Origin of the sequence: Saccharopolyspora elongata (assembly GCF_004348985.1) — a bacterium.
GTDB lineage: Bacteria > Actinomycetota > Actinomycetes > Mycobacteriales > Pseudonocardiaceae > Saccharopolyspora > Saccharopolyspora elongata.
The window spans coordinates 23,643-45,331 of record NZ_SMKW01000067.1 but is presented as its reverse complement, the minus strand read 5'-3'; the positions used below and the strand labels follow the sequence as shown (position 1 = coordinate 45,331).

Annotated in this window: 28 protein-coding genes, 1 tRNA gene and 1 pseudogene; 17 read left to right on the top strand and 13 right to left on the bottom strand. The window is 71.1% G+C overall.

Annotation, left to right across the window (positions count from 1 at the left end; all coding sequences use genetic code 11):
• Positions 1–22: 22 nt before the first annotated feature.
• From bluB to rpmB, 5 genes are all read right to left on the bottom strand, one after another.
• Positions 23–703, bottom strand: a complete 681-nt coding sequence (bluB, locus tag E1288_RS34885; RefSeq protein WP_132492932.1) for a 5,6-dimethylbenzimidazole synthase — start codon at positions 701–703, stop codon at positions 23–25.
• A 140-nt stretch (positions 704–843) separates the two neighbouring features.
• On the bottom strand, positions 844–1,083 hold the full coding sequence (rpsR, locus tag E1288_RS34880) for a 30S ribosomal protein S18 (protein ID WP_132492930.1): 240 nt from the start codon (positions 1,081–1,083) through the stop codon (positions 844–846).
• A 3-nt stretch (positions 1,084–1,086) separates the two neighbouring features.
• The gene (gene rpsN / locus E1288_RS34875; protein WP_132492928.1) at positions 1,087–1,392 is read right to left on the bottom strand and encodes a 30S ribosomal protein S14; all 306 of its coding nucleotides are present in this window, start codon (positions 1,390–1,392) and stop codon (positions 1,087–1,089) included.
• A gap of 184 nt (positions 1,393–1,576) precedes the next feature.
• Positions 1,577–1,744, bottom strand: coding sequence for a 50S ribosomal protein L33 (gene rpmG / locus E1288_RS34870; protein ID WP_132492926.1), 168 nt, complete (start codon positions 1,742–1,744; stop codon positions 1,577–1,579).
• Complete coding sequence (gene rpmB, locus E1288_RS34865) at positions 1,744–1,980, bottom strand: 50S ribosomal protein L28 (protein ID WP_132492924.1); 237 nt, start codon at positions 1,978–1,980, stop codon at positions 1,744–1,746. The genes rpmG and rpmB overlap by 1 nt, the downstream gene beginning before the upstream one ends.
• 97 nt (positions 1,981–2,077) lie before the next feature.
• Between rpmB and mrf the strand changes: the two genes are divergently transcribed.
• From mrf to E1288_RS34820, 9 genes are all read left to right on the top strand, one after another.
• The gene (gene mrf / locus E1288_RS34860) at positions 2,078–3,334 is read left to right on the top strand and encodes a ribosome hibernation factor-recruiting GTPase MRF (protein WP_132492922.1); all 1,257 of its coding nucleotides are present in this window, start codon (positions 2,078–2,080) and stop codon (positions 3,332–3,334) included.
• A gap of 174 nt (positions 3,335–3,508) precedes the next feature.
• Entirely contained in the window at positions 3,509–3,760 is a 252-nt protein-coding gene (locus E1288_RS34855; RefSeq protein ID WP_132492920.1) for a type B 50S ribosomal protein L31, read from the top strand.
• Between the two features lie 92 nt (positions 3,761–3,852).
• Entirely contained in the window at positions 3,853–4,005 is a 153-nt protein-coding gene (gene rpmF, locus E1288_RS34850) for a 50S ribosomal protein L32 (protein WP_132492918.1), read from the top strand.
• Positions 4,006–4,141: 136 nt separating this feature from the next.
• Positions 4,142–4,837, top strand: a complete 696-nt coding sequence (locus E1288_RS34845; RefSeq protein WP_132492948.1) for a response regulator transcription factor — start codon at positions 4,142–4,144, stop codon at positions 4,835–4,837.
• Positions 4,834–6,267 (top strand): HAMP domain-containing sensor histidine kinase, encoded by a 1,434-nt coding sequence (locus E1288_RS34840; RefSeq protein ID WP_132492916.1) that lies wholly within the window; start codon positions 4,834–4,836, stop codon positions 6,265–6,267. The genes E1288_RS34845 and E1288_RS34840 overlap by 4 nt, the downstream gene beginning before the upstream one ends.
• Positions 6,268–6,443: 176 nt before the next feature.
• On the top strand, positions 6,444–7,235 hold the full coding sequence (locus tag E1288_RS34835; RefSeq protein WP_132492914.1) for a DeoR/GlpR family DNA-binding transcription regulator: 792 nt from the start codon (positions 6,444–6,446) through the stop codon (positions 7,233–7,235).
• Positions 7,232–8,305, top strand: a complete 1,074-nt coding sequence (galT, locus tag E1288_RS34830) for a galactose-1-phosphate uridylyltransferase (protein WP_132492912.1) — start codon at positions 7,232–7,234, stop codon at positions 8,303–8,305. Before E1288_RS34835 ends, galT begins: the two co-directional genes overlap by 4 nt.
• 106 nt (positions 8,306–8,411) lie before the next feature.
• Positions 8,412–9,746, top strand: a complete 1,335-nt coding sequence (locus E1288_RS34825) for a S1C family serine protease (RefSeq protein WP_207954725.1) — start codon at positions 8,412–8,414, stop codon at positions 9,744–9,746.
• Between the two features lie 256 nt (positions 9,747–10,002).
• Entirely contained in the window at positions 10,003–10,503 is a 501-nt protein-coding gene (locus E1288_RS34820) for a MogA/MoaB family molybdenum cofactor biosynthesis protein (RefSeq protein WP_132492910.1), read from the top strand.
• Between the two features lie 72 nt (positions 10,504–10,575).
• Here E1288_RS34820 and E1288_RS34815 read toward each other — a convergent pair whose 3' ends face one another.
• On the bottom strand, positions 10,576–10,854 hold the full coding sequence (locus tag E1288_RS34815; protein ID WP_132492908.1) for an antitoxin: 279 nt from the start codon (positions 10,852–10,854) through the stop codon (positions 10,576–10,578).
• A 149-nt stretch (positions 10,855–11,003) separates the two neighbouring features.
• Here E1288_RS34815 and E1288_RS34810 point away from each other — a divergent pair, with 149 nt between their 5' ends.
• Positions 11,004–11,189, top strand: coding sequence for a hypothetical protein (locus tag E1288_RS34810; protein ID WP_165968416.1), 186 nt, complete (start codon positions 11,004–11,006; stop codon positions 11,187–11,189).
• Between the two features lie 14 nt (positions 11,190–11,203).
• On the opposite strand, the gene mscL is transcribed toward E1288_RS34810, so the two are convergent.
• The 4 genes from mscL to E1288_RS34790 all read right to left on the bottom strand — a co-directional run bounded on the left by mscL (position 11,204) and on the right by E1288_RS34790 (position 13,650).
• Positions 11,204–11,662 (bottom strand): large conductance mechanosensitive channel protein MscL, encoded by a 459-nt coding sequence (mscL, locus tag E1288_RS34805; protein ID WP_132492904.1) that lies wholly within the window; start codon positions 11,660–11,662, stop codon positions 11,204–11,206.
• A gap of 121 nt (positions 11,663–11,783) precedes the next feature.
• The gene (locus E1288_RS34800) at positions 11,784–12,434 is read right to left on the bottom strand and encodes an SAF domain-containing protein (protein WP_132492902.1); all 651 of its coding nucleotides are present in this window, start codon (positions 12,432–12,434) and stop codon (positions 11,784–11,786) included.
• Between the two features lie 213 nt (positions 12,435–12,647).
• Positions 12,648–12,956: an FmdB family zinc ribbon protein gene (locus E1288_RS34795; RefSeq protein WP_132492900.1), complete on the bottom strand. Its 309-nt coding sequence runs from the start codon at positions 12,954–12,956 to the stop codon at positions 12,648–12,650.
• 97 nt (positions 12,957–13,053) lie between these two features.
• Positions 13,054–13,650: a 5-formyltetrahydrofolate cyclo-ligase gene (locus tag E1288_RS34790; protein WP_132492898.1), complete on the bottom strand. Its 597-nt coding sequence runs from the start codon at positions 13,648–13,650 to the stop codon at positions 13,054–13,056.
• A gap of 37 nt (positions 13,651–13,687) precedes the next feature.
• Between E1288_RS34790 and E1288_RS34785 the strand changes: the two genes are divergently transcribed.
• The 6 genes from E1288_RS34785 to E1288_RS34760 all read left to right on the top strand — a co-directional run bounded on the left by E1288_RS34785 (position 13,688) and on the right by E1288_RS34760 (position 18,189).
• Positions 13,688–14,590, top strand: a complete 903-nt coding sequence (locus tag E1288_RS34785; protein ID WP_132492896.1) for a UTP--glucose-1-phosphate uridylyltransferase — start codon at positions 13,688–13,690, stop codon at positions 14,588–14,590.
• A 46-nt stretch (positions 14,591–14,636) separates the two neighbouring features.
• Complete coding sequence (glp, locus tag E1288_RS34780) at positions 14,637–15,860, top strand: molybdotransferase-like divisome protein Glp (RefSeq protein WP_132492894.1); 1,224 nt, start codon at positions 14,637–14,639, stop codon at positions 15,858–15,860.
• Between the two features lie 7 nt (positions 15,861–15,867).
• Positions 15,868–16,533: a GNAT family N-acetyltransferase gene (locus tag E1288_RS34775; RefSeq protein WP_132492892.1), complete on the top strand. Its 666-nt coding sequence runs from the start codon at positions 15,868–15,870 to the stop codon at positions 16,531–16,533.
• 270 nt (positions 16,534–16,803) lie between these two features.
• Positions 16,804–17,580, top strand: a complete 777-nt coding sequence (sepX, locus tag E1288_RS34770; protein WP_132492890.1) for a divisome protein SepX/GlpR — start codon at positions 16,804–16,806, stop codon at positions 17,578–17,580.
• A gap of 74 nt (positions 17,581–17,654) precedes the next feature.
• Positions 17,655–17,727 (top strand) — tRNA-Ala (locus E1288_RS34765).
• A 246-nt stretch (positions 17,728–17,973) separates the two neighbouring features.
• The gene (locus tag E1288_RS34760) at positions 17,974–18,189 is read left to right on the top strand and encodes a hypothetical protein (RefSeq protein WP_132492888.1); all 216 of its coding nucleotides are present in this window, start codon (positions 17,974–17,976) and stop codon (positions 18,187–18,189) included.
• Positions 18,190–18,265: 76 nt separating this feature from the next.
• Here the strand turns inward: E1288_RS34760 and E1288_RS34755 are convergent, their stop codons facing one another.
• Entirely contained in the window at positions 18,266–19,693 is a 1,428-nt protein-coding gene (locus E1288_RS34755) for an MFS transporter (RefSeq protein ID WP_207954724.1), read from the bottom strand.
• A 22-nt stretch (positions 19,694–19,715) separates the two neighbouring features.
• Complete coding sequence (locus E1288_RS34750) at positions 19,716–20,495, bottom strand: SDR family NAD(P)-dependent oxidoreductase (protein WP_132492886.1); 780 nt, start codon at positions 20,493–20,495, stop codon at positions 19,716–19,718.
• 154 nt (positions 20,496–20,649) lie between these two features.
• Between E1288_RS34750 and E1288_RS34745 the strand changes: the two genes are divergently transcribed.
• Positions 20,650–21,237, top strand: a complete 588-nt coding sequence (locus tag E1288_RS34745) for a CGNR zinc finger domain-containing protein (protein WP_165968415.1) — start codon at positions 20,650–20,652, stop codon at positions 21,235–21,237.
• A 156-nt stretch (positions 21,238–21,393) separates the two neighbouring features.
• On the opposite strand, the pseudogene E1288_RS47400 reads toward E1288_RS34745, so the two are convergent.
• A pseudogene (locus E1288_RS47400) lies at positions 21,394–21,606 on the bottom strand (alpha/beta fold hydrolase); the annotation flags it as partial.
• Between the last annotated feature and the right edge of the window lie 83 nt (positions 21,607–21,689).

The window sequence follows — 21,689 nt, the reverse complement described above, 5'->3', positions numbered from 1 at the left end:
GAGCGGTTTCGTGCCGTCCAGGCTACCGGCTGCGACCTTGTCCGTACTTGTCGTAGTGCACGACCTGTTCAAGCGGCAACCGCTGTCGCCAGCCGTGCCGCTCCAGGTCCGGCGTGTCGGCAAGGGATCGCACCGGCCCTACGCACAACCATGCCACCGGACGCACTCCCTGCGGAATGCCCAGCAGTCGGCGGAGGAACTCCTCGCGGTAGAAGCTGACCCAGCCGACGCCCAGGCCCTCGGCGGTGGCGGCCAGCCACAGGTTCTGGATGGCCAGGCACACGGAGTACAGGCCGGCGTCGGCGATCGCGTGGCGGCCGAGCACCTGCGGTGCGCCGCGGTTCGGGTCGTAGGTGACGGCGATGCCCAGCGACGATTCCACGATGCCCTCGACCTTGATCTTGGCGAAGGTCTCGGCGCGCTCCCCGTCGAGCTGGGAGGCGAAGACGCTGCGCTCGGCCAGCACGTGCTCGCGGAAGGCGCGGCGGGTGGCGTCGTCGCGGACCAGGACGAAGTCCCACGGCTGGGACAGTCCGACGCTGGGCGCGCTGTGCGCGGCGGTCAGGACGCGGCGCAGCACCGGTTCGGGGAGCTCGCCGCCGGTGAACTCCCGGCGCACGTCGCGGCGGCGGTTGATCACGTCGTAGAGGTCGGCGGCGGGGGCGGTGTCGGTCAACTTGGAAGCTCGTCCGGCGATCGTCATCGTCGACCATCCTGCCGCTGGCGCTGAGGGGCGCGAGGTGAGGGGCGCCAACAGGAGGTTTTGCCTGCTCAGGTGTCGTGAGCGTGTTGGAGCGCTCTGGCGATCCAACACGCTCACGAGCAGCTACCTGGGCAAATGGTTCATTTCCGGCCGTTCGCGGGGTAGGGCAGCAGGGCCATCTCGCGGGCGTTCTTGATCGCCCGCGCCACCTCGCGCTGCTCCTGCGTGGTCAGGCCGGTGACGCGACGGGAGCGGATCTTGCCCCGGTCGGAGATGAACTTCCGCAGCAGCGCGGTGTCCTTCCAGTCCACCTGGACGACGCCTTCGCGCTGGAGCAGGTTCGGCTTGCGGCGCACGCTGCGCCGGTCGTTGTGCACCACGGCTCACCAACTCGACTTCGTCACGCCGGGCAGCTCGCCCGCGTGCGCCAGCTCGCGCAGTCGCACCCGGGAGACGCCGAACTTGCGAAAGTAGCCGCGCGGACGCCCGTCGACGGCATCCCGGTTGCGCAGGCGAACCGGGCTCGCATCGCGCGGCTGGCGCTGCAGCTCGCGCTGGGCGGCAACGCGTTCCTCGGGGCTGCTGCCGGGCGCGACGATGATCTGCTTCAGCTCGGCCCGCCGCTGCGCGTACCGGGCGACGATCTCGCGACGCTGCTCGTTGCGCGCGATCTTGGACTTCTTGGCCACTCGGCCGTTCCTTTCACTGCTCGAAGCTCGTGAGCGGCAGTTCCGGTAAGAACCGGAACGACCACTCACGAGCAGGGATAGGAGGATCGGCAGCGAGCGCGCTCGACCATGACTCCCGTCAAGCAAGCTGCGCAGCCGCCTTTGCTTTCCGCGATCGAAATCGCCACCGCGACGCTTAAATCCTTCAGCGCTCTTCGCGGAACTCGACGTGCTTGCGGGCCACCGGGTCGTACTTGCGCAGGACCAGGCGGTCCGGGTTGTTCCGGCGGTTCTTGGTGGTCACGTACGTGAAGCCGGTGCCTGCGGTGGATCGCAGCTTGACCACCGGGCGGACGTCGGTGCTCTTGGCCATCAGACGCGTTCCCCTCGCGCTCGCATCGCGGCCACCACGGCCTCGATGCCCAGCTTCTCGATCGTCTTCATCCCCTTCGTCGACACCCGCAGCCGGATCCAGCGACCTTCGGACGGCAGCCAGTAGCGCTTCCGCTGCACGTTGGGCAGCCAGCGGCGGCGGGTTCGGTGGTGGGAGTGGGAGACCTGGTTGCCGTAGCCGGGTTTCTTCCCGGTCACCTGGCAGCGGACGGACATGACCTTCCTCTCGATAATGACATCCATTTTCATTTCACCGCCGACGAGGGTAGCGTGTGTCCGCGTCAGATGAAAACCGTTGTCGATTGAGGTGGGGATGGGAACCGAGTCGTCCGCGAACCGGCGGACTCCGCTGATCATGGTGGCCGGGATCCGCGCGGAGCAGGTCGCGGCGGTGGCCGGAGCGGCGTGGCGGGAAGACCCGGCCGGCACCGCGCTCGTGCACCACGACCTGCGCGAAGTCACCCAGGGCGTGGTCCGGCGCCTGGTCCGGCACGGAGACGCCGAGACCACCGAGGTGCTGGAGCTGGCGCACGGCTGCGTGTCCTGCACCCTGCGCCTCGACATGCTGCCGCTGCTGCGCAGGCTGTCCGCCGCGCCTGACGTGACCCGGATCGTCGTGCAGCTCGATCCGGCGCTGGAACCCGAAACGATCTGCTGGGCGCTGCAGAACGTCCTGGTGGACGACCGCCCGCTGGTCGACGACGTCGAGGTCCGAGCCGTCGTCACCACCGTCGACCTGGCCACCTGGCTGGCCGACGCGACCGGCGAGGAGGAGCTCGTCGAGCGCGGCCTCGGCGGCAGCGCGGACGACGAGCGCACCGTCGCCCAGGTCGCGGTGGGGCAGGTCGAGTTCGCCGACGCCATCGTGCTCGCCGGCCGCTCCGGCGACCGGTGGAACCGGGTGCGCACCGAGGCGGTGATCGCCCGGCTCACGCCCAATGCCCCCGCCGCGCACTTGGACGACCTGGACGTTTCCGTGCTGCTGGCGAAGGTGCCCGCCGACGCGCGGCGCGGTGTGGTCGACGGGCCGCAGGGGAGGTTGCTGCGCGGGCAGCCGTCGCTGGACACCGACGCGGGAGTGTCGGTGGTGCTGTTCGAGGAGCGGCGGCCGTTCCACCCGGAGCGGCTGCACGAGGCGATCGACGTGCTGCTGGACGGCGTGGTGCGGACCCGCGGCCGGGTCTGGGTGGCCAGCCAGCCGGACGTCGCGCTGTGGCTGGAGTCCGCCGGCGGTGGCCTCGGCGTCGGCCACGCCGGGCCGTGGCTGGCTGCGCTGGAGCCCGGCGACTGGGCGGACGTCTCGGCCGAGCGGCAGGTCAGGGCCTCGCTGACCTGGGACGACTACTACGGCGACCGGATGCAGGAGCTCGTCGTGATCGTCCACGAGGCCGACCCGCGGGACATCGACCACGCCCTGCGCCGCGCCCTGCTCACCGACGACGAGCTCGCGGCGGGGCAGCGGGCGTGGGCGAGCTACTACGACCCGTTCGGCGAATGGCACACCGATCCGTGCGGGGACGACCCGGCGGAGACCACCGCGGACGCCACCGGCGAGACCGGCAAGGCGTAGCGGCCGGCCGGGCGCATCACCGGGCGCCGTTTTCGCGCGAAACCGGCGCTCCCACGTCTGCCGGGTGCCGTTTTCGCGCGAAACCGGCGTTCGCACGCGGGCCGGGCGGCGTTTTCGCGCGAAACCGCCCCACCCCGCACGGGACCGATTTCGAACGACCTTGGAGGAGAACTAGTGAAACCCGGGATCCATCCCGAATACCGGCCGGTCGTGTTTCAGGACCGCACCACCGGCGACCGCTTCCTGACCCGCTCCACCGCCACGTCCGATGTGCGGACGGAATGGGCGGACGGCAACACGTACCCGCTGATCGTGATCGACGTGACCGCCTACTCGCACCCGTTCTGGACCGGCAACCAGCGGGTGCTCGACACCCAGGGCCGGGTCGAGAAGTTCCGCCGCCGCTACGGCGACCGGATCCGCTGACCAGCAGCCGTGCGTCTTTTGCGTCGCTATGGCAACACAAAACACGCACGGCCCATGAGCAGCGGAAACACCGGAACCACGAGAGGACCGACATGGCCGTTCCCAAGCGGAAGATGTCCCGCAGCAACACCCGCCACCGCCGATCGCAGTGGAAGGCGACCGCGCCCGACCTGGTGCCGATCGTCGTCGACGGAGAGCGCAAGCTGGTGCCGCGCGCGCTCATCCGGCACTTCCAACAGCGGTGACCGAACCGGCGCGCGCGATCACCCAGGGTGATGGTGCGCGCCGGAGTGGCACTCGGGTGGAGATGGATGTCACGCGGTGCCGCGACGCACGGCGGGTTCTCAGCTGCTTCTCAGGGCCAGGAGTAACACTGTGCCCATGCGCATCCTCGTCGTCGACGACGATCGTGCCGTGCGGGAATCCCTGCGAAGGTCGTTGCAGTTCAACGGGTACCAGGTCGAGCTCGCTGCGGACGGTCAACAGGCATTGGACTTCCTGGCGGGCAACCGCCCGGACGCCATGGTGCTCGATGTGATGATGCCCCGCCTGGACGGTCTGGAGGTCGCGCGGCGCCTCCGCAGCACCGGCGACGATCTGCCGATCCTGGTGCTCACCGCGCGCGACGCCGTGTCCGACCGGGTCGCCGGGCTCGACGCGGGCGCCGACGACTACCTGCCCAAGCCGTTCGCGCTCGAAGAGCTGCTGGCCCGGCTCCGCGCCCTGCTGCGCCGCGCCAGCCCGCCGGATGCGGGACTGGACGAGCTGCCGCCCGCGCTGCGCTTCGCCGACCTGGAGCTGGACCCGGGCACCCGCGAGGTCCGGCGCGGCGAGCGCCCGATCAGCCTGACCCGCACCGAGTTCGCCCTGCTGGAACTGCTGATGGCGCACCCGAAGCAGGTGCTGACCCGCAGCCGCCTGCTGGAGGACGTGTGGGGCTACGACTTCCCGACCTCGGGCAACGCCCTGGAGGTCTACATCGGGTACCTGCGCCGCAAGACCGAGGCCGAGGGTGAGCCGCGGCTGATCCACACCGTCCGCGGCGTCGGCTACGTGCTCCGCGAGACGCCGCCGTGACGGTTCCCGCACCACCCCCGCCGGACCTGGAGCCGCACGAGCGCCCGAAAGGCCGGTTCCAGCGCGTTTCGCTGCGCAACCGCGTCACCTGGCTGGCGGCGGTCTGCGTCGCCGGCGCGGTGGCGCTGGTGTCCGTCGCGGCCTTCGTCACCGTGCGGGACAGCCTCTACCAGCAGCTGGACGACAACCTCGTCGAGCGCGCGGTGGAGGCCGCGGAGGGCCCGCTGGTGCGCACCGCCGACCTGCAGCAGGTGCCGGTGGCGTTCTTCGTCGCCCAGAACTTCAAGATCAGCGTGCTGTCCGCGGACGGCGTCGTGGTCGGCCCGGCCGACCGGCCGCCGATGAGCATCGACGAGCTCGCGGTCGCCAAGGGCGAGACCCGGGAATCGCTGCGCACCGATCAGCGCACCAACAGCCGGGTGGTGGCGGTGCCGACCGGGCAGAACGCCGCGCTGGTGATGTCCACGTCGATGGACCCGACGCAGCGGACGCTCGCGCAGCTGAGCGTGGTGCTGGTGGTGATGGGCGGTGCCGGAATCCTGCTCGCGGCGGCCGCCGGGACGGCGGTGGCCCGCGCCGGGCTGCGGCCGGTGCAGCGGCTCACGGCGGCCACCGAGCGCGTCGCGCTCACCGGCGACCTGCGCCCGATCCCGGTCGGCGGGGACGACGAGCTGGCCCGGTTGACCACCAGCTTCAACCGGATGCTCGGCGCCCTGGCCGAGTCGCAGGAGCGGCAGCGGCGCCTGGTGGCCGACGCCGGGCACGAGCTGCGAACTCCGTTGACCTCGCTGCGCACCAACCTGGAGCTGCTGCTGATGGCCTCGGCCCGGCCGGACGCGCCGGAGCTGTCCGAGCAGGACCGGGCGGAGATGTTCGCCGACGTCCAGGCCCAGGTGATGGAGCTGTCCGCGCTGGTCGGCGACCTCGTCGAGCTGGCCAGGGAGGACACCCCGCAGGCCGTGCACGAGCCGGTGGACCTGGTCGACGTCGTGGAGCGCGCGTTGAACCGCGCGCGGCGCCGCGCCCCGCGCATCGAGTTCGACGTCCGCCTGGAGCCGTGGGTGATGATGGGCGACGCGACGGCGCTGGAGCGCGCGGTGCTGAACCTGCTGGACAACGCCGCCAAGTGGAGCCCGGACGGCGGCCGGGTGCGGGTGGACCTGCATCCCGAACCGGCCGGCGGCACCACAGTGCTGGAGGTCGCCGACAGCGGTCCCGGCATCGCGGCCGGGGACCGGCCGTACGTGTTCGAGCGCTTCTACCGGTCCTCCGACGCCCGGACCCTGCCGGGCTCCGGGCTGGGCTTGTCGATCGTCAAGCAGGTCGCCGAGCGGCACGGCGGTACGGTCTGGGCCGGCGAGGCCCCCGAGGGCGGCGCGCTGCTGCGCATGACGCTGCCGGGCAGTCCCCAGTACATCGAACAGCAATGAACAGCAATGCTCCGGGCGCTGCCTTGGAGCAAGCACCATCCGCCGGTAGCCCGGTCGGGTAGTGTTGGTTCTTGTTTGCTTGGGCCGCGCAGGTGGGCTCGTGAGTGATCGTTCCGGTAAGAACGGAACACTCACGAGCCCCGCGCGGCCGTTCGACGGTCTGAGGGGACGGTGCTGTGCTCGCGCGGCAACGCCAGGAAGTGATCCTCGACGAGGTGCGGCGCACCGGTGCGGTGCAGGTCGGCGAGCTGGTGCTGCGGCTCGGCGTGTCGGACATGACGATCCGCCGCGATCTCGACGCGCTCGCCCGGCGCGGTCTGGTGGAGAAGGTCTACGGCGGCGCCACCTCGACGATCGGCCGCAGCACCGATGAGCCGGGCTTCGAGGCCAAGTCGGTGCGCCAGCTCGCCGAGAAGGAGGCGATCGCGCGGCTGGCCGCCGAGCAGGTCCGGCCGGGCACCGCGATCGGCCTGTCCGCAGGCACGACCACCTGGACGCTCGCGCGCCACCTCGACGACGTCGCCGACCTGACGGTGGTGACCAACTCCGTGCGGGTCGCCGACGCCTTGCAGCAGCGCGGCCGCACCGACCGCACCGTGGTGCTCACCGGCGGCGTCCGCACCCCGTCGGATGCGCTGGTCGGGCCGGTCGCCGTGCAGGCGCTGCGCTCGCTGCACCTGGACCTGGTGTTCCTCGGGGTGCACGGGATGGCGCCGCGGGCCGGCTTCACCACCCCGAACCTCAACGAGAGCGAGACCAACCGGGCGCTGGCCGAGGCGGCCGGGCGGCTGATCGTGGTCGCCGACAGCGCCAAGTGGTCGACCGTCGGGATCTCCACGATCGTCGACTTCGACGAGGTCGATCTGCTGATCAGCGACCAGGGGCTGCCGGCCGACGCGCGCGAGCTGCTGGCCGAGCACGTCGAACTCCTGCTGGCCGATCAGCTGGGTGTGGAGGAGGAGCGGTGAAGCGGACGGCGCGACGCCTGGCCGACGGGCGGGAGATCATCTACTTCGACGCCGACCCTGCACGGGAGCGGCTGGCCGAGGACACCAGGGCGCTGCCGCCGCAGGCCCCGGCTTCGGAGATGCGGCGCGACCCGCTGACCGGCGAGTGGGTGGCGATCGCGGCGCACCGGCAGGCGCGGACCTACAAGCCGCCGGCCGAGCTCTGCCCGCTGTGCCCGAGCGTGCCCGGACGGCCCACCGAGATCCCGGAAGCGGACTACGACGTCGTCGTCTTCGAGAACCAGTTCCCGTCGTTCGCGCAAGGCATTCCTGGCGATGAGTCCACTGTGGATGGCATGCCGATGGTGCCGGTCGCGCCCGCGCGGGGCCGCTGCGAGGTGGTGTGCTTCACCGCCGACCACGACTCGTCGTTCGGCGCGCTCCGCCCGGACCGGGTGCGCACCGTGGTGGACGTCTGGGCGGACCGCAGCGCCGCGCTGGCCGAAACGCCCGGCGTGGAGCAGGTGTTCTGCTTCGAGAACCGCGGCGAGGAGATCGGCGTCACGCTGCACCACCCGCACGGCCAGATCTACGGCTATCCGTTCGTGACGCCCAAGACGGAGAAGATGCTGCAGGTCGCCGAGAAGTACCTGGCGCAGCACGGGCGGCACGTGCAGGGCGACGTGCTCGCCGCCGAGCGTGCCGCGGGCGAGCGGGTGGTCGTCGACTCCGAGCACTGGACCGCGTTCGTGCCCGCGGCCGCGCGGTGGCCGGTCGAGGTGCACCTCGTGCCGCACCGCCAGGTGCCGGACATCGCCGCGCTCTCCGACGCCGAGCGCGACGACTTCGCCGTGACGTACCTGGACGTCCTGCGCCGCCTCGACGGCCTCTACGACCGCCCGCTGCCCTACATCGCGGCCTGGCACCAGGCGCCGGTGCGCACCGGCCGGGAGCTCTCGTGGCTGCACCTGGAGGTCTTCTCGGTGCTGCGCTCGGCGGACAAGCTGAAGTACCTCGCGGGCTCGGAATCCGGCATGGGCGTGTGGATCAACGACGTCACGCCGGAGCAGATCGCCGCCCGGCTGCGGTGAGCGCGGCCGGGCGGCCAGTCGCAGATCACAGTTCCCCGGCTGGTTTTCAGGCTGTCGCACAGCCTAGTCTCAGGCACTTCTCAGCCGTCTGGAGCAGAGTGGAGTCATGACCGATCACCCCCCGGGCTACTCCGGCGATCAGCCGGACGAACCGAAGCCGCAGGCGGACGGGCCTGTCGCAGGTACCGGCGACACGCCACCTGCCGGGGTTCCGCAGCAGCCCTACCCACAGCCCCAGCAAGTGCACGCCCAGGCCGCGCAGCAGCCCCAGCACGCTGCGCAGCCGCCGCATGCGACGCAGCAGTTCCCGCACGCGCAGCCCTGGCCTTCCGGCGGCTACACCGCCGCCGCCCCGGTGCCGCAGCAGCGGAACCGGCACGTCGGGCTGGTCGCGGGCGCAGCGGTCCTCGCGCTGGTGGCGGGCCTCGTCGGCGGTGGCATCGGCGGGTACGTCGGGTACCAGCTCGGCGGTGACAAGGGCGCCGTGACGTCGCTGGACCAGTCGCGTCCGGCGCGCAGCGCCAGCACCGCACCGGCGGGCTCGGTGCAGCAGGTCGCGGAAAAGGTGCTGCCCAGCGTCGTCCAGCTGCAGCTGGTGACCGCGCAGGGCGGCGGCGAGGGCTCCGGGATCGTGATCAGCAGCGACGGTTACATCCTCACCAACAACCACGTCGTCGAGGGTGCCCAGAACGGCCGGCTCACGGCGCTGTTCCACGACAACCGCTCGGCGCCGGTGCGGATCGTCGGCACCGACCCGAAGTCGGACCTCGCGGTGGTGAAGGCCGATATCACCGGCCTCACGGCGGCCGATCTCGGCCGCAGCGACGACCTGCCGGTCGGCGCGCCGGTCGTGGCCATCGGCTCGCCGTTCGGCCTCTCCGGCACCGTGACCAGCGGCATCGTCAGCGCCAAGGACCGCCCGGTGCGAGCCGGTGGCGAGTCGGGCAGCCAGGACACCGTGCTCAACGCCCTGCAGACCGACGCCGCGATCAACCCCGGCAACTCCGGCGGCCCGCTGGTGGACATGGACGGCAACGTGGTGGGCATCAACTCCGCGATCTACAGCCCGGGTTCGAGCCAGGAGCGGGCCGGCTCGGTCGGGCTGGGCTTCGCGATCCCGATCGACCAGGCCAAGCGGATCTCCACCGAGCTGAAGGACACCGGCTCGGCCACCCAGACCACGCTGGGCGTGGTGATCACCAACTCGCCGCAGCAGGCGGGCGCGCAGGTCCGCGACGTCACCCCGGGCGGGCCTGCCGAGCAGGCCGGGATCCGGTCCGGCGACGTCATCACGAGGATCGGAAACCGGGCAGTCCTGGACACCGACTCGCTGATCGCCGCGGTCCGCTCGCACGCGCCCGGTGATCGGCTGCCGATCACCGTCACCGGCCCGGGCGGGGACCGGACCGTGGAGGCCACCCTGGCCGGCCAGAAGGGGTGATCCGAACGCGCGGCCGTTCGCCGGCCGCGTTCCGCGTCGACCGTGCCGGGTCCGCTCTGCCCCCTCCGGGCGGCTCGGCGCGGTCGGCGGCGCAGGCTTCGCAAAACGGTCGAAAACCGCTCGGGGGCATTGCAGAACTGGGAGGAACATGTCCGACGAAACAGGCACCGTGGTTCCGCGGCGGGCCGTGCGAATGGTCGATCTCACCGGCTCGTTGGATCTGAACGGGGCACACCTTGGCACTACGGTTACCGGCATGGAACGCAGCGCGCAGCGGTTGGGCCGGGCCCTCGTCGTCGTGGTGGACGACCGGGTCGCCCAGGGCGAGCAGGAAGACAACATCGGTCCGCTGGTGACCGAGTTGCTGGAGGAAGCCGGTTTCATCGTCGACGGCACCGTCGCGGTGGCCGGGGAAACAGTGGACATCCGCAACGCGCTGAACACCGCGGTGATCGGCGGGGTCGACGTGGTGATCACGGTCGGCGGCACCGGGGTGTCGCCGCGGGATGTCACGCCGGATGCGACGGCGGGCGTGCTGGACCGCCCGATCCCGGGCATCGCGGAGGCCCTGCGGGCCTCCGGCCTGGCGGCGGGCGCGGTCGAGGCGGGCGTGTCGCGCGGCCTGGTCGGGGTCTCGGGCAGCACGCTGGTGGTGAACCTGGCGGGTTCCCGGGCCTCGGTCCGGGACGGCATGGCCACCCTGACGCCCCTGGTGACCCACGTGATCGAACAACTCTCGGGCCTGGAAACGGCCTGATCCGGGCGAGAACGGCGGTGGCGGCTCCCGTTGGGGGCCGCCACCGTCGTGTTTCACGGGCTTTCGTTCGGGTCAGGGGGTTTTCGGCGGTTCCGCGCCGCCTTCCGGGCCCTTCTCGTCGGGGCCCTTCGGGGGCTGGCCGTCCGGGTGGTGGTCCCGCTTGATCATGCCCTCGACCTTGTGGCTGACGTTCTCGATCTTGTCGTGGTACTTCCCGCCGGTGGCCTTGTCCAGGCTCGACTTGGCCGCGTCGAGCCCCTTCGCCGCGCTCGGACCCGCCTTCTCGGCCAGTTCCTCGGCCTTGCCCTTGGCCTGGTTGGCCAGTTCCTTGGCCTTGTCCAGGAAACTCATCTCTCGCCTCCCGTGGCTTCGACACCCGGTGAGCCACGCCTGGCGCCGCTCCCGCAGCCTCGACGTCTAGCAGTCTTAACTGTAACCGACTTCACACCTGCATCCGGCCGTCCGTACGCGCACTCGCGGCGATGGGGGACGATGGAGGCGTGACCGCGAACGATTCCGGCAAGACCTCCGATCCCGCCGAGCGGGAACGGCGGCGCAAGCTCGCCGAGATCTTCGGCGACGTCCTCCCCGAGGCCACCTCCGACGACCGCCCGGACCGGGCCCCCGCGGGCGACGACGAGCGCTGGTACCGGGAGAACCGGCCGCCGCACCACGACGCGCGCTGAGCCCGGCCGCAGGCTCACTTCTGCTGGCCGTTGCCCGAGACGCTCGTCTTCTCGTTCACGGCGAGGCCCTCGATCTTCGGCAGGCCCTGCTCGTGGCGCAGCAGGTCGCGGATCTCCTGCAGCAGCTCCACGTCGGTCGGGTCGGCCGGGTCTTCCTCCTGGCCCTTCTTGCGGCGCTCCGTGAGCTTCTTCATCGGCAGCACGAACAGGAAGTACACGACGGCCGCGGTGATGAAGAACGTGATCACCGCGTTGATCACTGCGGCGAAGTCGATGATCGACGCCTCGTTGCCGGCGCGCAGCTGGATGCTCAGGCCGGTGACGTTGCCGCCCCCGGTGGCGGCGATGACCGGCTTGATGATGCTGGTGGTGAACGACGTGACCAGCGCGGTGAACGCGCTACCGACGACCACGGCGACGGCCAGTTCGATCACGTTGCCGCGCATCAGGAAGTCCTTGAAGCCCTTGAGCACGCTGGGAGCTCCTCTCCAGATCATGGGTGTGTCCGGGCGAACGCCGGTTCGAAAGATGCGACGTCCGCGGCCCGGATGGATGACGCGCCGAATCGATAGGGATCGGGCGCGTGACGCGTACTCAGCGGAGGGTAACGGTGACCGATTGGCTCAGGGCGGCTGCGGCGACCGTCGCAGCGGCCTGCTCCGGCAGCCCCACGAAGATGAGTCTGCCCTGGTCCCGATGGCCCTGCGGGGCCTGCACCGCGACGACCTTGACGTCCTCCGCAAGCACCGAAGCCGCACCCGATCGAGTGAGGGTTGTGACGAGGTCCACTCGTCTGCCGGGCACCAGGAAGTCCGCCACCTCGGGGTCGGCGAGGCGGATCGGCGCGGCCGCCGTCCCGGCGCCGCCGGAGGCCACCGCGGGACCGTTGAACCGGGCGTCGGTCAGCGGTTCGCCGCTGCGCGCGGCGCTGCCGAGCACCCGGCCCTCGGCGGTGGCGATGTCGCGCAACGCGCCGTCCGGCACCAGGTCGGCGGGCAGCTCGCGGCGCGCCACGTCCGCTTTCGACAGGACCCGGCCGGGCGGCAGATCGCGGGCGGCGACGAGAACCGCGACGCGTGACTCCGGCGGTCCGTGACGCGGCTGCACGGTCAGTCCGGCGGCGAGCAGCAGCAGGGCCACGGCGGCCGCCCTGCGCAAGGCGTGCAGGCGAAAGCCCGGCCGGCCAAGGAAAAGCGCGCCGATGCGGTGCAGCACTGTCGAGTTGAGACGGTCCTTCGGTGCCATGATCCACTCCTCGCTCGCGGCGGTCGACGAACTCCGAAGTTAGGGATTCGCCGGCCCGGGCGGGAGGGGGAAGCGGAAATCTGTGGACAAACCGGTCCTCTGTGGACAACTCGGCTCACCCGGACGGATTGCTCCTGCGGCGAGGGGATCACCCTGCGCGCACACGAAAGTCGCCGACCGCGGTGACTGCGGTCGGCGAACCGGAGGCGGGGATCAGGAAGCGGCGGCCGTGGTGGTCGAGGAGCTGCTGCTCGAAGACGACGAGCTCGACTCGGAGGACTTGCTGCTGCTCGACGACGAGGAGGACGACGAGCCGTTGCTCGTGGTCGAGGACGACGAGTTCGACGACCGGTTGTCGGTGCGGTAGAAGCCCGAGCCCTTGAACACGATGCCCACGGCGTTGAACAGCTTGCGGAGCCGGCCGGTGCACTTCGGGCACTCGCTGAGGGAGTCCTCGCTGAACGACTGCACCGCCTCGAACCGGTGATCACATTCGGTGCAGGCGTACTGGTAAGTGGGCACGGCCGTGAACCTCCGACATCTCGTCCTGGCACTCGAACCGCAGGAGTGCTAATACGATAATGCGTCACGTTGGGTGCCCAGCGCAAACACTCCTATGTCACATGGGTAGCGCCACGATCCCACGACCGGGTGTCAGCACACCCGTCATCCGCACGTCGTGCGGTTCCCCGGGCAGCTCGGCGACGAACTCCTCGTCCCGGACGACGCCGATCCGCGGCGCGTCCGGCGCGGCCAACGGCAGCGACCGGTCGTAGTGACCGGCGCCACGCCCCAGCCGAACGCCCCGGTGGTCCACGCCCAGCGCGGGCACCAGCAGCGCGTCGGCCTCGCCGATCGCGGCCGGGCCCAACCGCTCGCCTGCCGGTTCCAGCAGGCCGAAACCCGCAGGTCGCAGCGAATCCGGACCGGTGAACTCCGCCCACTCCAGCGGCCCGTCGCGGACCACGACCGGCAGCAGGACCCGCAGCCCGGCGTCGCGCAGCGCATCGAGCGTGCCGGGCGTCCCCGGCTCGCCGCCCACCGGGACGTACGCCGTGACGGTCCGCACCTGCTGTCCGTCCAGCCAGCGCAGCAGCGCCTCCTGCAGCGCCGTGGCCTCGGACGATCGAGCGCCCTCGGCGACGTTCCGGCGCGCTTGGAGCAACGCGCGGCGCCACTCGGACTTGGTAGTAAGCGATTCGTCCAGTGAGCTCACAAGTCCACTCTAGGGCTGCCCGATAGGCTCCCTGGCCATGAGCAGCCCGACGAGCACGCCCAAAGCGTTCCGGACCGCCATCGTGCCCGCAGCCGGCCTGGGAACCCGGTTCCTGCCGACGACGAAGGCGGTGCCGAAGGAGTTGCTCCCGGTCGTCGACACCCCCGGGATCGAACTGGTGGCTGCCGAGGCCGCCGAAGCCGGCGCGCAACGCCTGGTCATCGTGACCTCGCCGGAGAAGCGGGCGGTCGCCGAGTACTTCCGGCCGCAACCCGAGCTGGAGCAGACCCTCGAGGACCGCGGCAAGGACGAGTTGCTGGCGAAGGTCCGCCGCGGGCCGGCGCTGATCGCCGCGGAGACCGCGGTGCAGGAGCGGGCCCTCGGCCTCGGCCACGCCGTGGGCTGCGCGGAACCGAACCTGACCGATGACGACGACGCGGTCGCGGTGCTGCTGCCCGACGACCTCGTGCTGCCGCGCGGCGTGCTCACGCGGATGGCCGAGGTGCGCGCCCGCTTCGGCGGCAGCGTGCTGTGCGCGTTCGACGTACCGCGCGAGCAGATCTCCTCCTACGGCATCTTCGACGTCACCGACACCGATGACGACGATGTCAAGCGGGTCCGCGGCATGGTCGAGAAGCCGGCGCCCGACGAGGCCCCGTCCACCTTCGCCGCCGCCGGTCGCTACCTGCTGGACCGCGCGGTCTTCGACGCGCTCAAGCGCATCGAGCCAGGTGCCGGAGGTGAGCTGCAGCTCACCGATGCCGTAGCGTTGTTGATCTCCGAAGGACACCCGGTGCACGTGGTGGTTCATCGCGGTGGGCGACACGACTTGGGAAATCCTGGCGGTTTCCTCAAAGCTGCGGTGGACTTCGCGCTGGAGGATCCCGAGTACGGGCCGGACTTGCGAGACTGGCTCGTCCAACGGATGAGCAGGAGCTAACACGCTGCGCCAGGCCACGGCTCGGGCACGCGGGAAGAGGTCAGCCATGAGGTCAGTGGACGAGCAGCTCGCACGCGTACTCACGGCGGCCGTCCGGCCCGCGCCCGTCCGGGTCGCGATCTCCGAGGCGCAGGGCCTGCTGTGCGCCGAAGAGGTCGTCGCCGAGCAGGCGCTGCCCGGATTCGACCAGGCCGCGGTCGACGGTTACGCGGTGCGCAGCGTCGACGTGCAGACGGCCGCCGATGGGTCGACCGTGCTGCCGGTCGTCGGGGAGATCCCGGTCGGGTCGCGGCAGCCGCGCCGGTTGCAGCCGGGGCAGGCGGTGCGGGTGGTCACCGGTGCGCCGCTGCCGACGCTGGCCGACGCGGTGGTGCCGCTGGAGTACACCGACGAGCACCCGGCGAAGGTCACGGTGCGGCAGGCGGTGCCGTCGGCGGCGTTCGTCCGTCGCACCGGCGAGGACGTGCAGACCGGCGACGTGGCAGTGCGACGCGGCGCACCGATCGGCGCGGCGCAGGTCGGGCTGCTGGCGGCGGTGGGCCGCAACAAGGTGCTGGTGCACCCGCGGCCGCGGGTGTCGGTGATCTCGGTCGGCGACGAGCTGGTGGACGTCGACCGCACGCCCGGGCAGGGCCAGGTCTACGACGTCAACTCCTACGCGCTGGCCGCCGCCGCGCGCGACGCCGGCGCCGAGGTGACCCGCGTCGGCATCGTCAACAGCGACCCGCGCCGGCTGCGCGAGGTCGTCGAAGGGCGACTGCTGCTGTCCGAGATCGTGGTGATCGCCGGCGGTGCGGGCGGCGCGGCGGGCAATGAGGTCCGGGCGGCCCTGGCAGACCTGGGCGAGCTCGACGCGAGCCGGGTGGCCATGCAGCCCGGCTCGGTGCAGGGCTTCGGCCGGCTCGGCCCGGACGAGATCCCGACCTTCGTGCTGCCCAGCAATCCGGTGAGCGCGCTGGTCGTCTTCGAGGTGCTCGTGCGGCCGTTGATCCGCGCCGCGCTAGGCAAGATCAACCCGCACCGCCGCACCGTGTCCGCCGAGCTGCTCACCCCGATCAGCTCCGCGAAGGGGCGTCGCGGCTTCCTCCGCGGCCAGCTGCTGCGCGACCCGAAGAACGGCTCCTACCTGGTGCAACCGCTGGGCACCTCGGGTTCGCACCTGCTGGCGTCGCTGGCCGAGGCGAACTGCCTGGTGGTGGTCGACGAGGACACCACCGAAGTCGCGGCCGGCGAAGACGTGCAGGTCCGATTCCTCTCGCAGCGCGCGTGAGCCACCGATGCAGCCCGCCGACGCCGATGGGTTCCCGATCGGCCGCCACCCCGGCTGGCCGGCGCGCCTCGGCCCGCTGATCACCGCGCGGGGCGCCGTCGCGCTGCGCCCGCCCCGGCTGCGCGACGGCGCCGCCTGGAGCCGGATCAGGCTGCAGGATCGCGCCTACCTGCAGGAATGGGAGCCCACCGTGGTCGGCGGCTGGCAGGAGCGGAACGCGCGGATGGCCTGGCCCGCGCAGTGGAGCGCGCTGCGTGGCATGGCCCGCCGCGGCCAGGCGCTGCCGTTCAGCATCACCGTCGACGGCGACTTCGCCGGTCAGCTGACCGTCGGCAACATCGTCCGCGGCGCGCTGCGCTCCGGGTGGATCGGCTACTGGGTGGCCTCGCGGCTGGCCGGCGGCGGGATCGCCACGGCTGCCGTCGCGCTGGCGGTGGACCACTGCTTCGGCGCGGTCGGACTGCACCGGCTGGAGGCCACGGTGCGGCCCGAGAACCAGCCGAGCGTGCGGGTCCTGGAGAAGTCCGGTTTCCGCCGCGAAGGGCTGTTCCACCGGTACCTGGACGTGGCGGGCGCCTGGCGGGACCACTACGTGTACGCCCTGACCATCGAGGAGATCCCCGGCGGCGCGGTGCACCGGCTGATCGAGTCCGGCGGTGCGAGCCGGCCCTGAACGCCGAGATCTTGATCACGCACCGTCACCGCAGAACCCGCGATCACCGGGTGAAATTAGCCCGAACGGACGCAAGATCGTAAGCATTTGGCGGTGCGGAAGCCGACACGCCGGTGTCGATGTTGTCGCCGGCTGCTCTGAACGTGCGGTTTTCTTGTCCCTGGGGAACCACTGTGACTCGGCGTGGCTCCGAGACAGAAGTGGCTGATGTGATTAGCGTGGCGATCGCAGACTTGTGTGCTGCCGGTGGCCAGGGGGAGGTGGCGAGGCATGCCCAGCTCGTTGATCTTCGCTGCACTGGCGGCGGCGTGGCTGGTGGTACTGGTTCCGATGTTCGCCCGCCGTCGCCAAGAAGTGTCCAAGACCACCGACTCCGCACTCGCCGCACGAGTTGTGCGGCGAGGCAGCGGACGGCGACCGGCGACGCCCGGAGCCGCGACAACCGACCAGGTGGAGGAGGCTTTCGGGATGCCTGACACCGACCGGGACGAGGCCCTCGGAGAGATCGAAGAGCACGAGGCGGACGGCTCGTGGCGACGCGTGCACAGCGACGACGTCCGGGCCGGGCGCCGATACCGCCCCGGCCGCGGTGGCTTCGATCCGGAAGCCGCCGCGCTGGCCGCGCGCGTGAAGTACGCCCGTCGGCAGCGCATCGTGCTCGTCATGCTGCTGCTGGCCGTGACGACCGCGCTGCTGGCCGCCCTGGTGTGGCCGGTCATGTGGTGGGTGCACGGCATCACCGACCTGTCGACCGTGGGCTACCTCACGTACCTGCGCCGCCAGGTCCGCATCGAAGAGGACGTCCGCAGCCGGCGGCTGGCCCGGATGAGCGGTGAGCACGACGAGTACGGCGAGTACGACGACGCCGAGATCGACGACCAGCTCGTCGACGAGTACGACGAGGACGACGACCGCGAAGACGGCCGTCCCGCGGACCGCCGGCCGGACTCGAGCGCCGTGCGCGTGGAGATCGACGACGAGGACCCCATGTTCGATGAGCTGGACGAACGCACCTGGGAGCCCTACCGGCGAGCCTCCGGCGAGTAGGCCGCGATCCTTTGGAGGGGGGTGCTGCGAAGGCTGATTTCGGGCCTTGCTAAGCTTTCGTCAGCACTCAACAAGGGGCTGTAGCGCAGTTGGTAGCGCGTCTCGTTCGCATCGAGAAGGTCAGGGGTTCGATTCCCCTCAGCTCCACGCAATAGAAGGCTCGTGCTCGCGGAGAGCACGAGCCTTTTGCGTTCCGCGTAACACTGGGGGGCCGAGCCCCCCAAACCCCCCACGGTGCGGTGGATTCTTCTCGCCGGCTCCTTGCGGTGGGGGGCGTTCCCGGCCTGGTCACCTACCAGCCGTCCGGTGTCGGTGCCGAAACTTGCTGGGCTGCAGCTGATTGCTCTTGCTCTTGTTCTTGCTCTTGTTTTTGGTGTGGTGGGGATTACTCAGATGCTGGGCACCGGGGACCCGGCGTTGACGAACCCGAGCCTGCGGGCCAAGTACAAGTCGGCCTACCTGCGCGCGGTGCCGCTGCCGGAGCAGGTCGCCACGATCTACCGCCATCTGACCACATCGGACTACCGCAACCCGGACGCGTTGCTGCTGGTGGCCTCCTACGGCGTGCGGATCAACAGCGCGCACCCGCGGGCGACCGCCGTCGCCTAGCGCGATTCGGTGCTGAAGCTGCTGTTCGAGGACTTCTGGTCGGGCCCGGCCGAGGACGACGCCCGGACCGGTGGCGTCATCTCCGCCGCAGGGTGAGCAGGCTGAGCGCGATCGCCGCGACGTACGCGGCCGCGGCGATCGTGAAGGCGAACCCGTAGCCGTCGGCCGTCGCGACGGCGGCGTCGGTTCCCCCGCCGGTCAGTCGGCTGGTGTGGGCGCCTGCGATCGAGACCGGGAGGGCGAAACCGATCGTCGGCCCGCCCTCCATGGCCGTGTTGAGCACCCCGCCGGCCAGCCCGGCCTGCTCGTCGGGCACGCCGTCCATCGTGGCCGCGGTCGCCGCCGAGAAGATCAGCGCGGCGCCCACGGGGAAGACGACGAGCCCGGCCAGGAGGGTGCCGACGTACGGCGAGGCGACGTCGAGCTGCCCCAGCAGGGCCAGCCCCGCCGCGCCGACCGCGAATCCGATGGCGGTCATGCGGCGCGCGCCCGCGGTCACGGCCAGCCATCCGGCGAACAGGCCCGTGGCGAACATCGCGATCCCGTAGGGCAGGAACGCGATGCTCGTCATCAACGGCGAGAACGCCTGCTGCTGCTGGAAGTACAGCGGCAGGAAGTAGGTCGTGGTGAACGTGCCCGACGAAGCCAGCATCACCCCGAGCAGTCCCATCAACCGCTTGCGGGAGCGGAAGAACGACAGCGGGACCAGGGGATGCTCGGCGCGCGCCGCCCACAACGCGAACGAGCCGAGCGTGACCAGACCGGCCAGCAGCGGGACGAGCACGCCCGCGGCCGCCCACCCCTGCTCCGCTGCTTCGACGAGGCCGTAGCACACGCCGCACAATCCGGCCGTGACCAGCATCGCGCCGAGCACGTCCACCCGGATTCGGCGCGTTTCCGGGGCGGGCGGCATGACCCGCGGCAGCAGCACGAGCACGAGTCCGACCACCGCCGCGGGCACGACGAAGGCCCATCGCCAGGACACCCAGTTCGCCACGACGCCGGACAGCAGGATGCCGGACGTGGCCCCGACGACGGGCAATCCGCCCCAGATCGCGATCGCCCTCGCACGGCGCTGCGGATCCCGGAACACGATGCCGGCCAGGGCCATCGCCGCGGGAGCCGTCAGCGCCGCGCCGATGCCCTGCCCGAAGCGGGCCAGCAGCATCACCGCGAAGCTCGTCGCCGCGGCGTTGGCCACCGACGCCAGACCGAACGCGACCATGCCGACGACGAGCGTGCGGCGGAGCCCGAGCAGATCGCCCAGCCGGCCGCTGAGCAGCAGCAGCCCGCAGAACGACACCGCATAGGCGTTGTTCACCAGCGCCAGTTCGGCCCGGTCGAGGCCCAGGTCGCGCTGGATCGCGGGCAGCAGCACCGAGATCAGCGTCATCGCGGCGATGAGGGTGATCTGCACGGTGCCGAACACGGCGAAGGACACCCCGGGGCGCCGCTGCCAGAGCGGGAGGTGCGCTGTCGCGGGTGCGGCGATGTCCTGCTGCACCAGGTTCTCCTTCGTGATCGGGTCAGGCTTCCTTGAGCATTCCGCCGTCCAGGACGATGTCCGAGCCGTTCATGTTGGGCACCCGGCCGGAGGCGAGCAGGACGACGAGCGTGGCGATCTCCTCGGGCTCGGCGAACTTTCCGGTGTTCAGGCCGGTCGCCTGCGGCACCTGGGCCAGGAACTCCTCGTGGCTGACGCCCAAGCTCTTGGCCCAGCCCGCGGCCATTTCGTCGTCGGCAGTCCAGATCGCGGTGCGGGTCGGCCCCGGCGAGATCGTGTTCACGCGCACGCCCTGCCCACCGAATTCCTCGGACAGGGCCTTGCCGAAGTTGGCGAGCGCGGCCTTGGAGGCGGCGTAGTCGATCAGGCGCGGCAGTGCCAGCCGGGAGTTGACCGATCCGATGTTGACCACCGCTCCGCGGCGCTCGATCAGGCTCGGCAGCGCCGCGCGGGTGGTGCGGACCGCGCTGAAGAAGTTCAGCTCGAAGGTGTGCTGCCACTCCTCGTCGCTGATCGCCAGGAACCCGTCGGTCCGCGCCGGCGATCCGCCGACGTTGTTCACCAGCAGGTCGACGCCGCCCAGCTCGGCCAACGCCCACTCCGCGAACTCGGCGTTCTGCTCCGCCGAGGTCAGGTCGGTCCGGCGGACGAGGGGCGTGGCCTCCAGCAGTGCGTCGCTGATGGTGCGGGCGCCCGCCGCGACCCGCACCCCTTCCGCGGTCAGGGCTTGGACGACGGCCAGTCCGATTCCCCTGCTGGCGCCCGTGACCAGCGCCGTCTTACCCGCGAGCTTGAACTCCATGCCATTCCTTCCGAACGGTGAATACACCAGTGAAGTTGTACACTAGTGCACACAAATGAAGGCTGTCCATCGCACAGGTGCGCGCCGCGACGGGCGCTCCTGCGGGGAGGTGCGGCGGCTAGGATCGACCGACCAGCGGGAATGGAGGGGCGTCGTGAGCACGCATGCGTTCGAGGACTGGTCCGTCCACCGCGGCGCTCCGGCCGAGGTCGCGCTCGCGGTGGACTTCGCGAACACCGTCGACCAGCGGGACTTCGGCCGGTTCACCCCGCAGGAATTCCTCGTCGCCGCCGGCGACCTCGTCGGCTGGCTGCGGGACCGCGGCTTCGCCGTGGACGCGTGCTCCGAGAAGGACTTCGCGCGGGCTTTGGCCCTGCGCTCGGCGATCCGCGAGATCGCCGCCTCCCACCAGTCCGGCGTTGCCGTCCGGGGTGACGGGCCGGATCTGTCGGCCGCGCTCGACTTCCCGCTGCGGCCCCGCCTCGACGAGACCGGCGCGGTCCGGCTGCGGGCCGTCGAGGACGGCGTGCGCGGGGCGCTGGCGGACATCGCCTCGGCGATCGTGATCGCCGAGGCCGAAGGTTCCTGGTGCCGGGTCAAGATGTGCTCCGCGCCCGACTGCCGCATCGTGTTCTACGACGGTGCCAAGGCCCGCAACAGCAGGTGGTGCGCCACAGCGGGCTGCGGGAACCGCATGAAGACCCGGACCTACCGAGCCCGCCGCCGCGCCGACGGCGCTTGAGGCCTTCTTGCTGAAGAACTCGTTCTGCGTGGCGGTGCGGCTGTCCTCGCGAGCAGACCTCTGAGAACCCGCGGCGGTGACGGCCTCTTGAGTCCTCGCCCGTCGTGCAGCCACTGGACGAGCGCGGTTCACCTCGTCGGATCGCTCCAATGTGGACAGGTGGCCGCTCTGTGGGATCGCGATGCGCCGTGCGCCGGGCACCGCCTCGGCGATCTCGGCCGAATGTTCCGGCGGGATCAGCCGGTCCTCCGCCCCCGCGAGCACGAGCGCGGGGCACTCGATCGAAGGCAGCAGCGGCCGGGAGTCCGGCCAACCGATCGAGGCGCGCTGCTGCCGGACGAACACCTCCGGGCCCGTTTCGGCCGCCATGGCGCGCACGGTCTCGCGCAATTAACGCCGGGTGTCGTCGGGGCGGGGCTAGGATCGAGGTGCTGCTTCCGGCCGGCGGGTTC

Bases quoted from the DNA above. Each gene is read 5' to 3' on its own strand.
- E1288_RS34800 (WP_132492902.1), bottom strand. From the start codon at position 12,434: ATGGCACCGAAGGACCGTCTCAACTCGACAGTGCTGCACCGCATCGGC.
- rpmG (WP_132492926.1), bottom strand. From the start codon at position 1,744: ATGGCCAAGAGCACCGACGTCCGCCCGGTGGTCAAGCTGCGATCCACC.
- E1288_RS34820 (WP_132492910.1), top strand. From the start codon at position 10,003: ATGGAACGCAGCGCGCAGCGGTTGGGCCGGGCCCTCGTCGTCGTGGTG.
- E1288_RS34750 (WP_132492886.1), bottom strand. From the start codon at position 20,495: ATGGAGTTCAAGCTCGCGGGTAAGACGGCGCTGGTCACGGGCGCCAGC.
- sepX (WP_132492890.1), top strand. From the start codon at position 16,804: ATGCCCAGCTCGTTGATCTTCGCTGCACTGGCGGCGGCGTGGCTGGTG.
- E1288_RS34815 (WP_132492908.1), bottom strand. From the start codon at position 10,854: ATGAGTTTCCTGGACAAGGCCAAGGAACTGGCCAACCAGGCCAAGGGC.
- E1288_RS34760 (WP_132492888.1), top strand. From the start codon at position 17,974: ATGCTGGGCACCGGGGACCCGGCGTTGACGAACCCGAGCCTGCGGGCC.
- E1288_RS34785 (WP_132492896.1), top strand. From the start codon at position 13,688: ATGAGCAGCCCGACGAGCACGCCCAAAGCGTTCCGGACCGCCATCGTG.
- E1288_RS34825 (WP_207954725.1), top strand. From the start codon at position 8,412: ATGACCGATCACCCCCCGGGCTACTCCGGCGATCAGCCGGACGAACCG.
- mrf (WP_132492922.1), top strand. From the start codon at position 2,078: ATGGGAACCGAGTCGTCCGCGAACCGGCGGACTCCGCTGATCATGGTG.
- bluB (WP_132492932.1), bottom strand. From the start codon at position 703: ATGACGATCGCCGGACGAGCTTCCAAGTTGACCGACACCGCCCCCGCC.
- rpmB (WP_132492924.1), bottom strand. From the start codon at position 1,980: ATGTCCGTCCGCTGCCAGGTGACCGGGAAGAAACCCGGCTACGGCAAC.
- rpmF (WP_132492918.1), top strand. From the start codon at position 3,853: ATGGCCGTTCCCAAGCGGAAGATGTCCCGCAGCAACACCCGCCACCGC.
- glp (WP_132492894.1), top strand. From the start codon at position 14,637: ATGAGGTCAGTGGACGAGCAGCTCGCACGCGTACTCACGGCGGCCGTC.
- E1288_RS34845 (WP_132492948.1), top strand. From the start codon at position 4,142: ATGCGCATCCTCGTCGTCGACGACGATCGTGCCGTGCGGGAATCCCTG.
- E1288_RS34775 (WP_132492892.1), top strand. From the start codon at position 15,868: ATGCAGCCCGCCGACGCCGATGGGTTCCCGATCGGCCGCCACCCCGGC.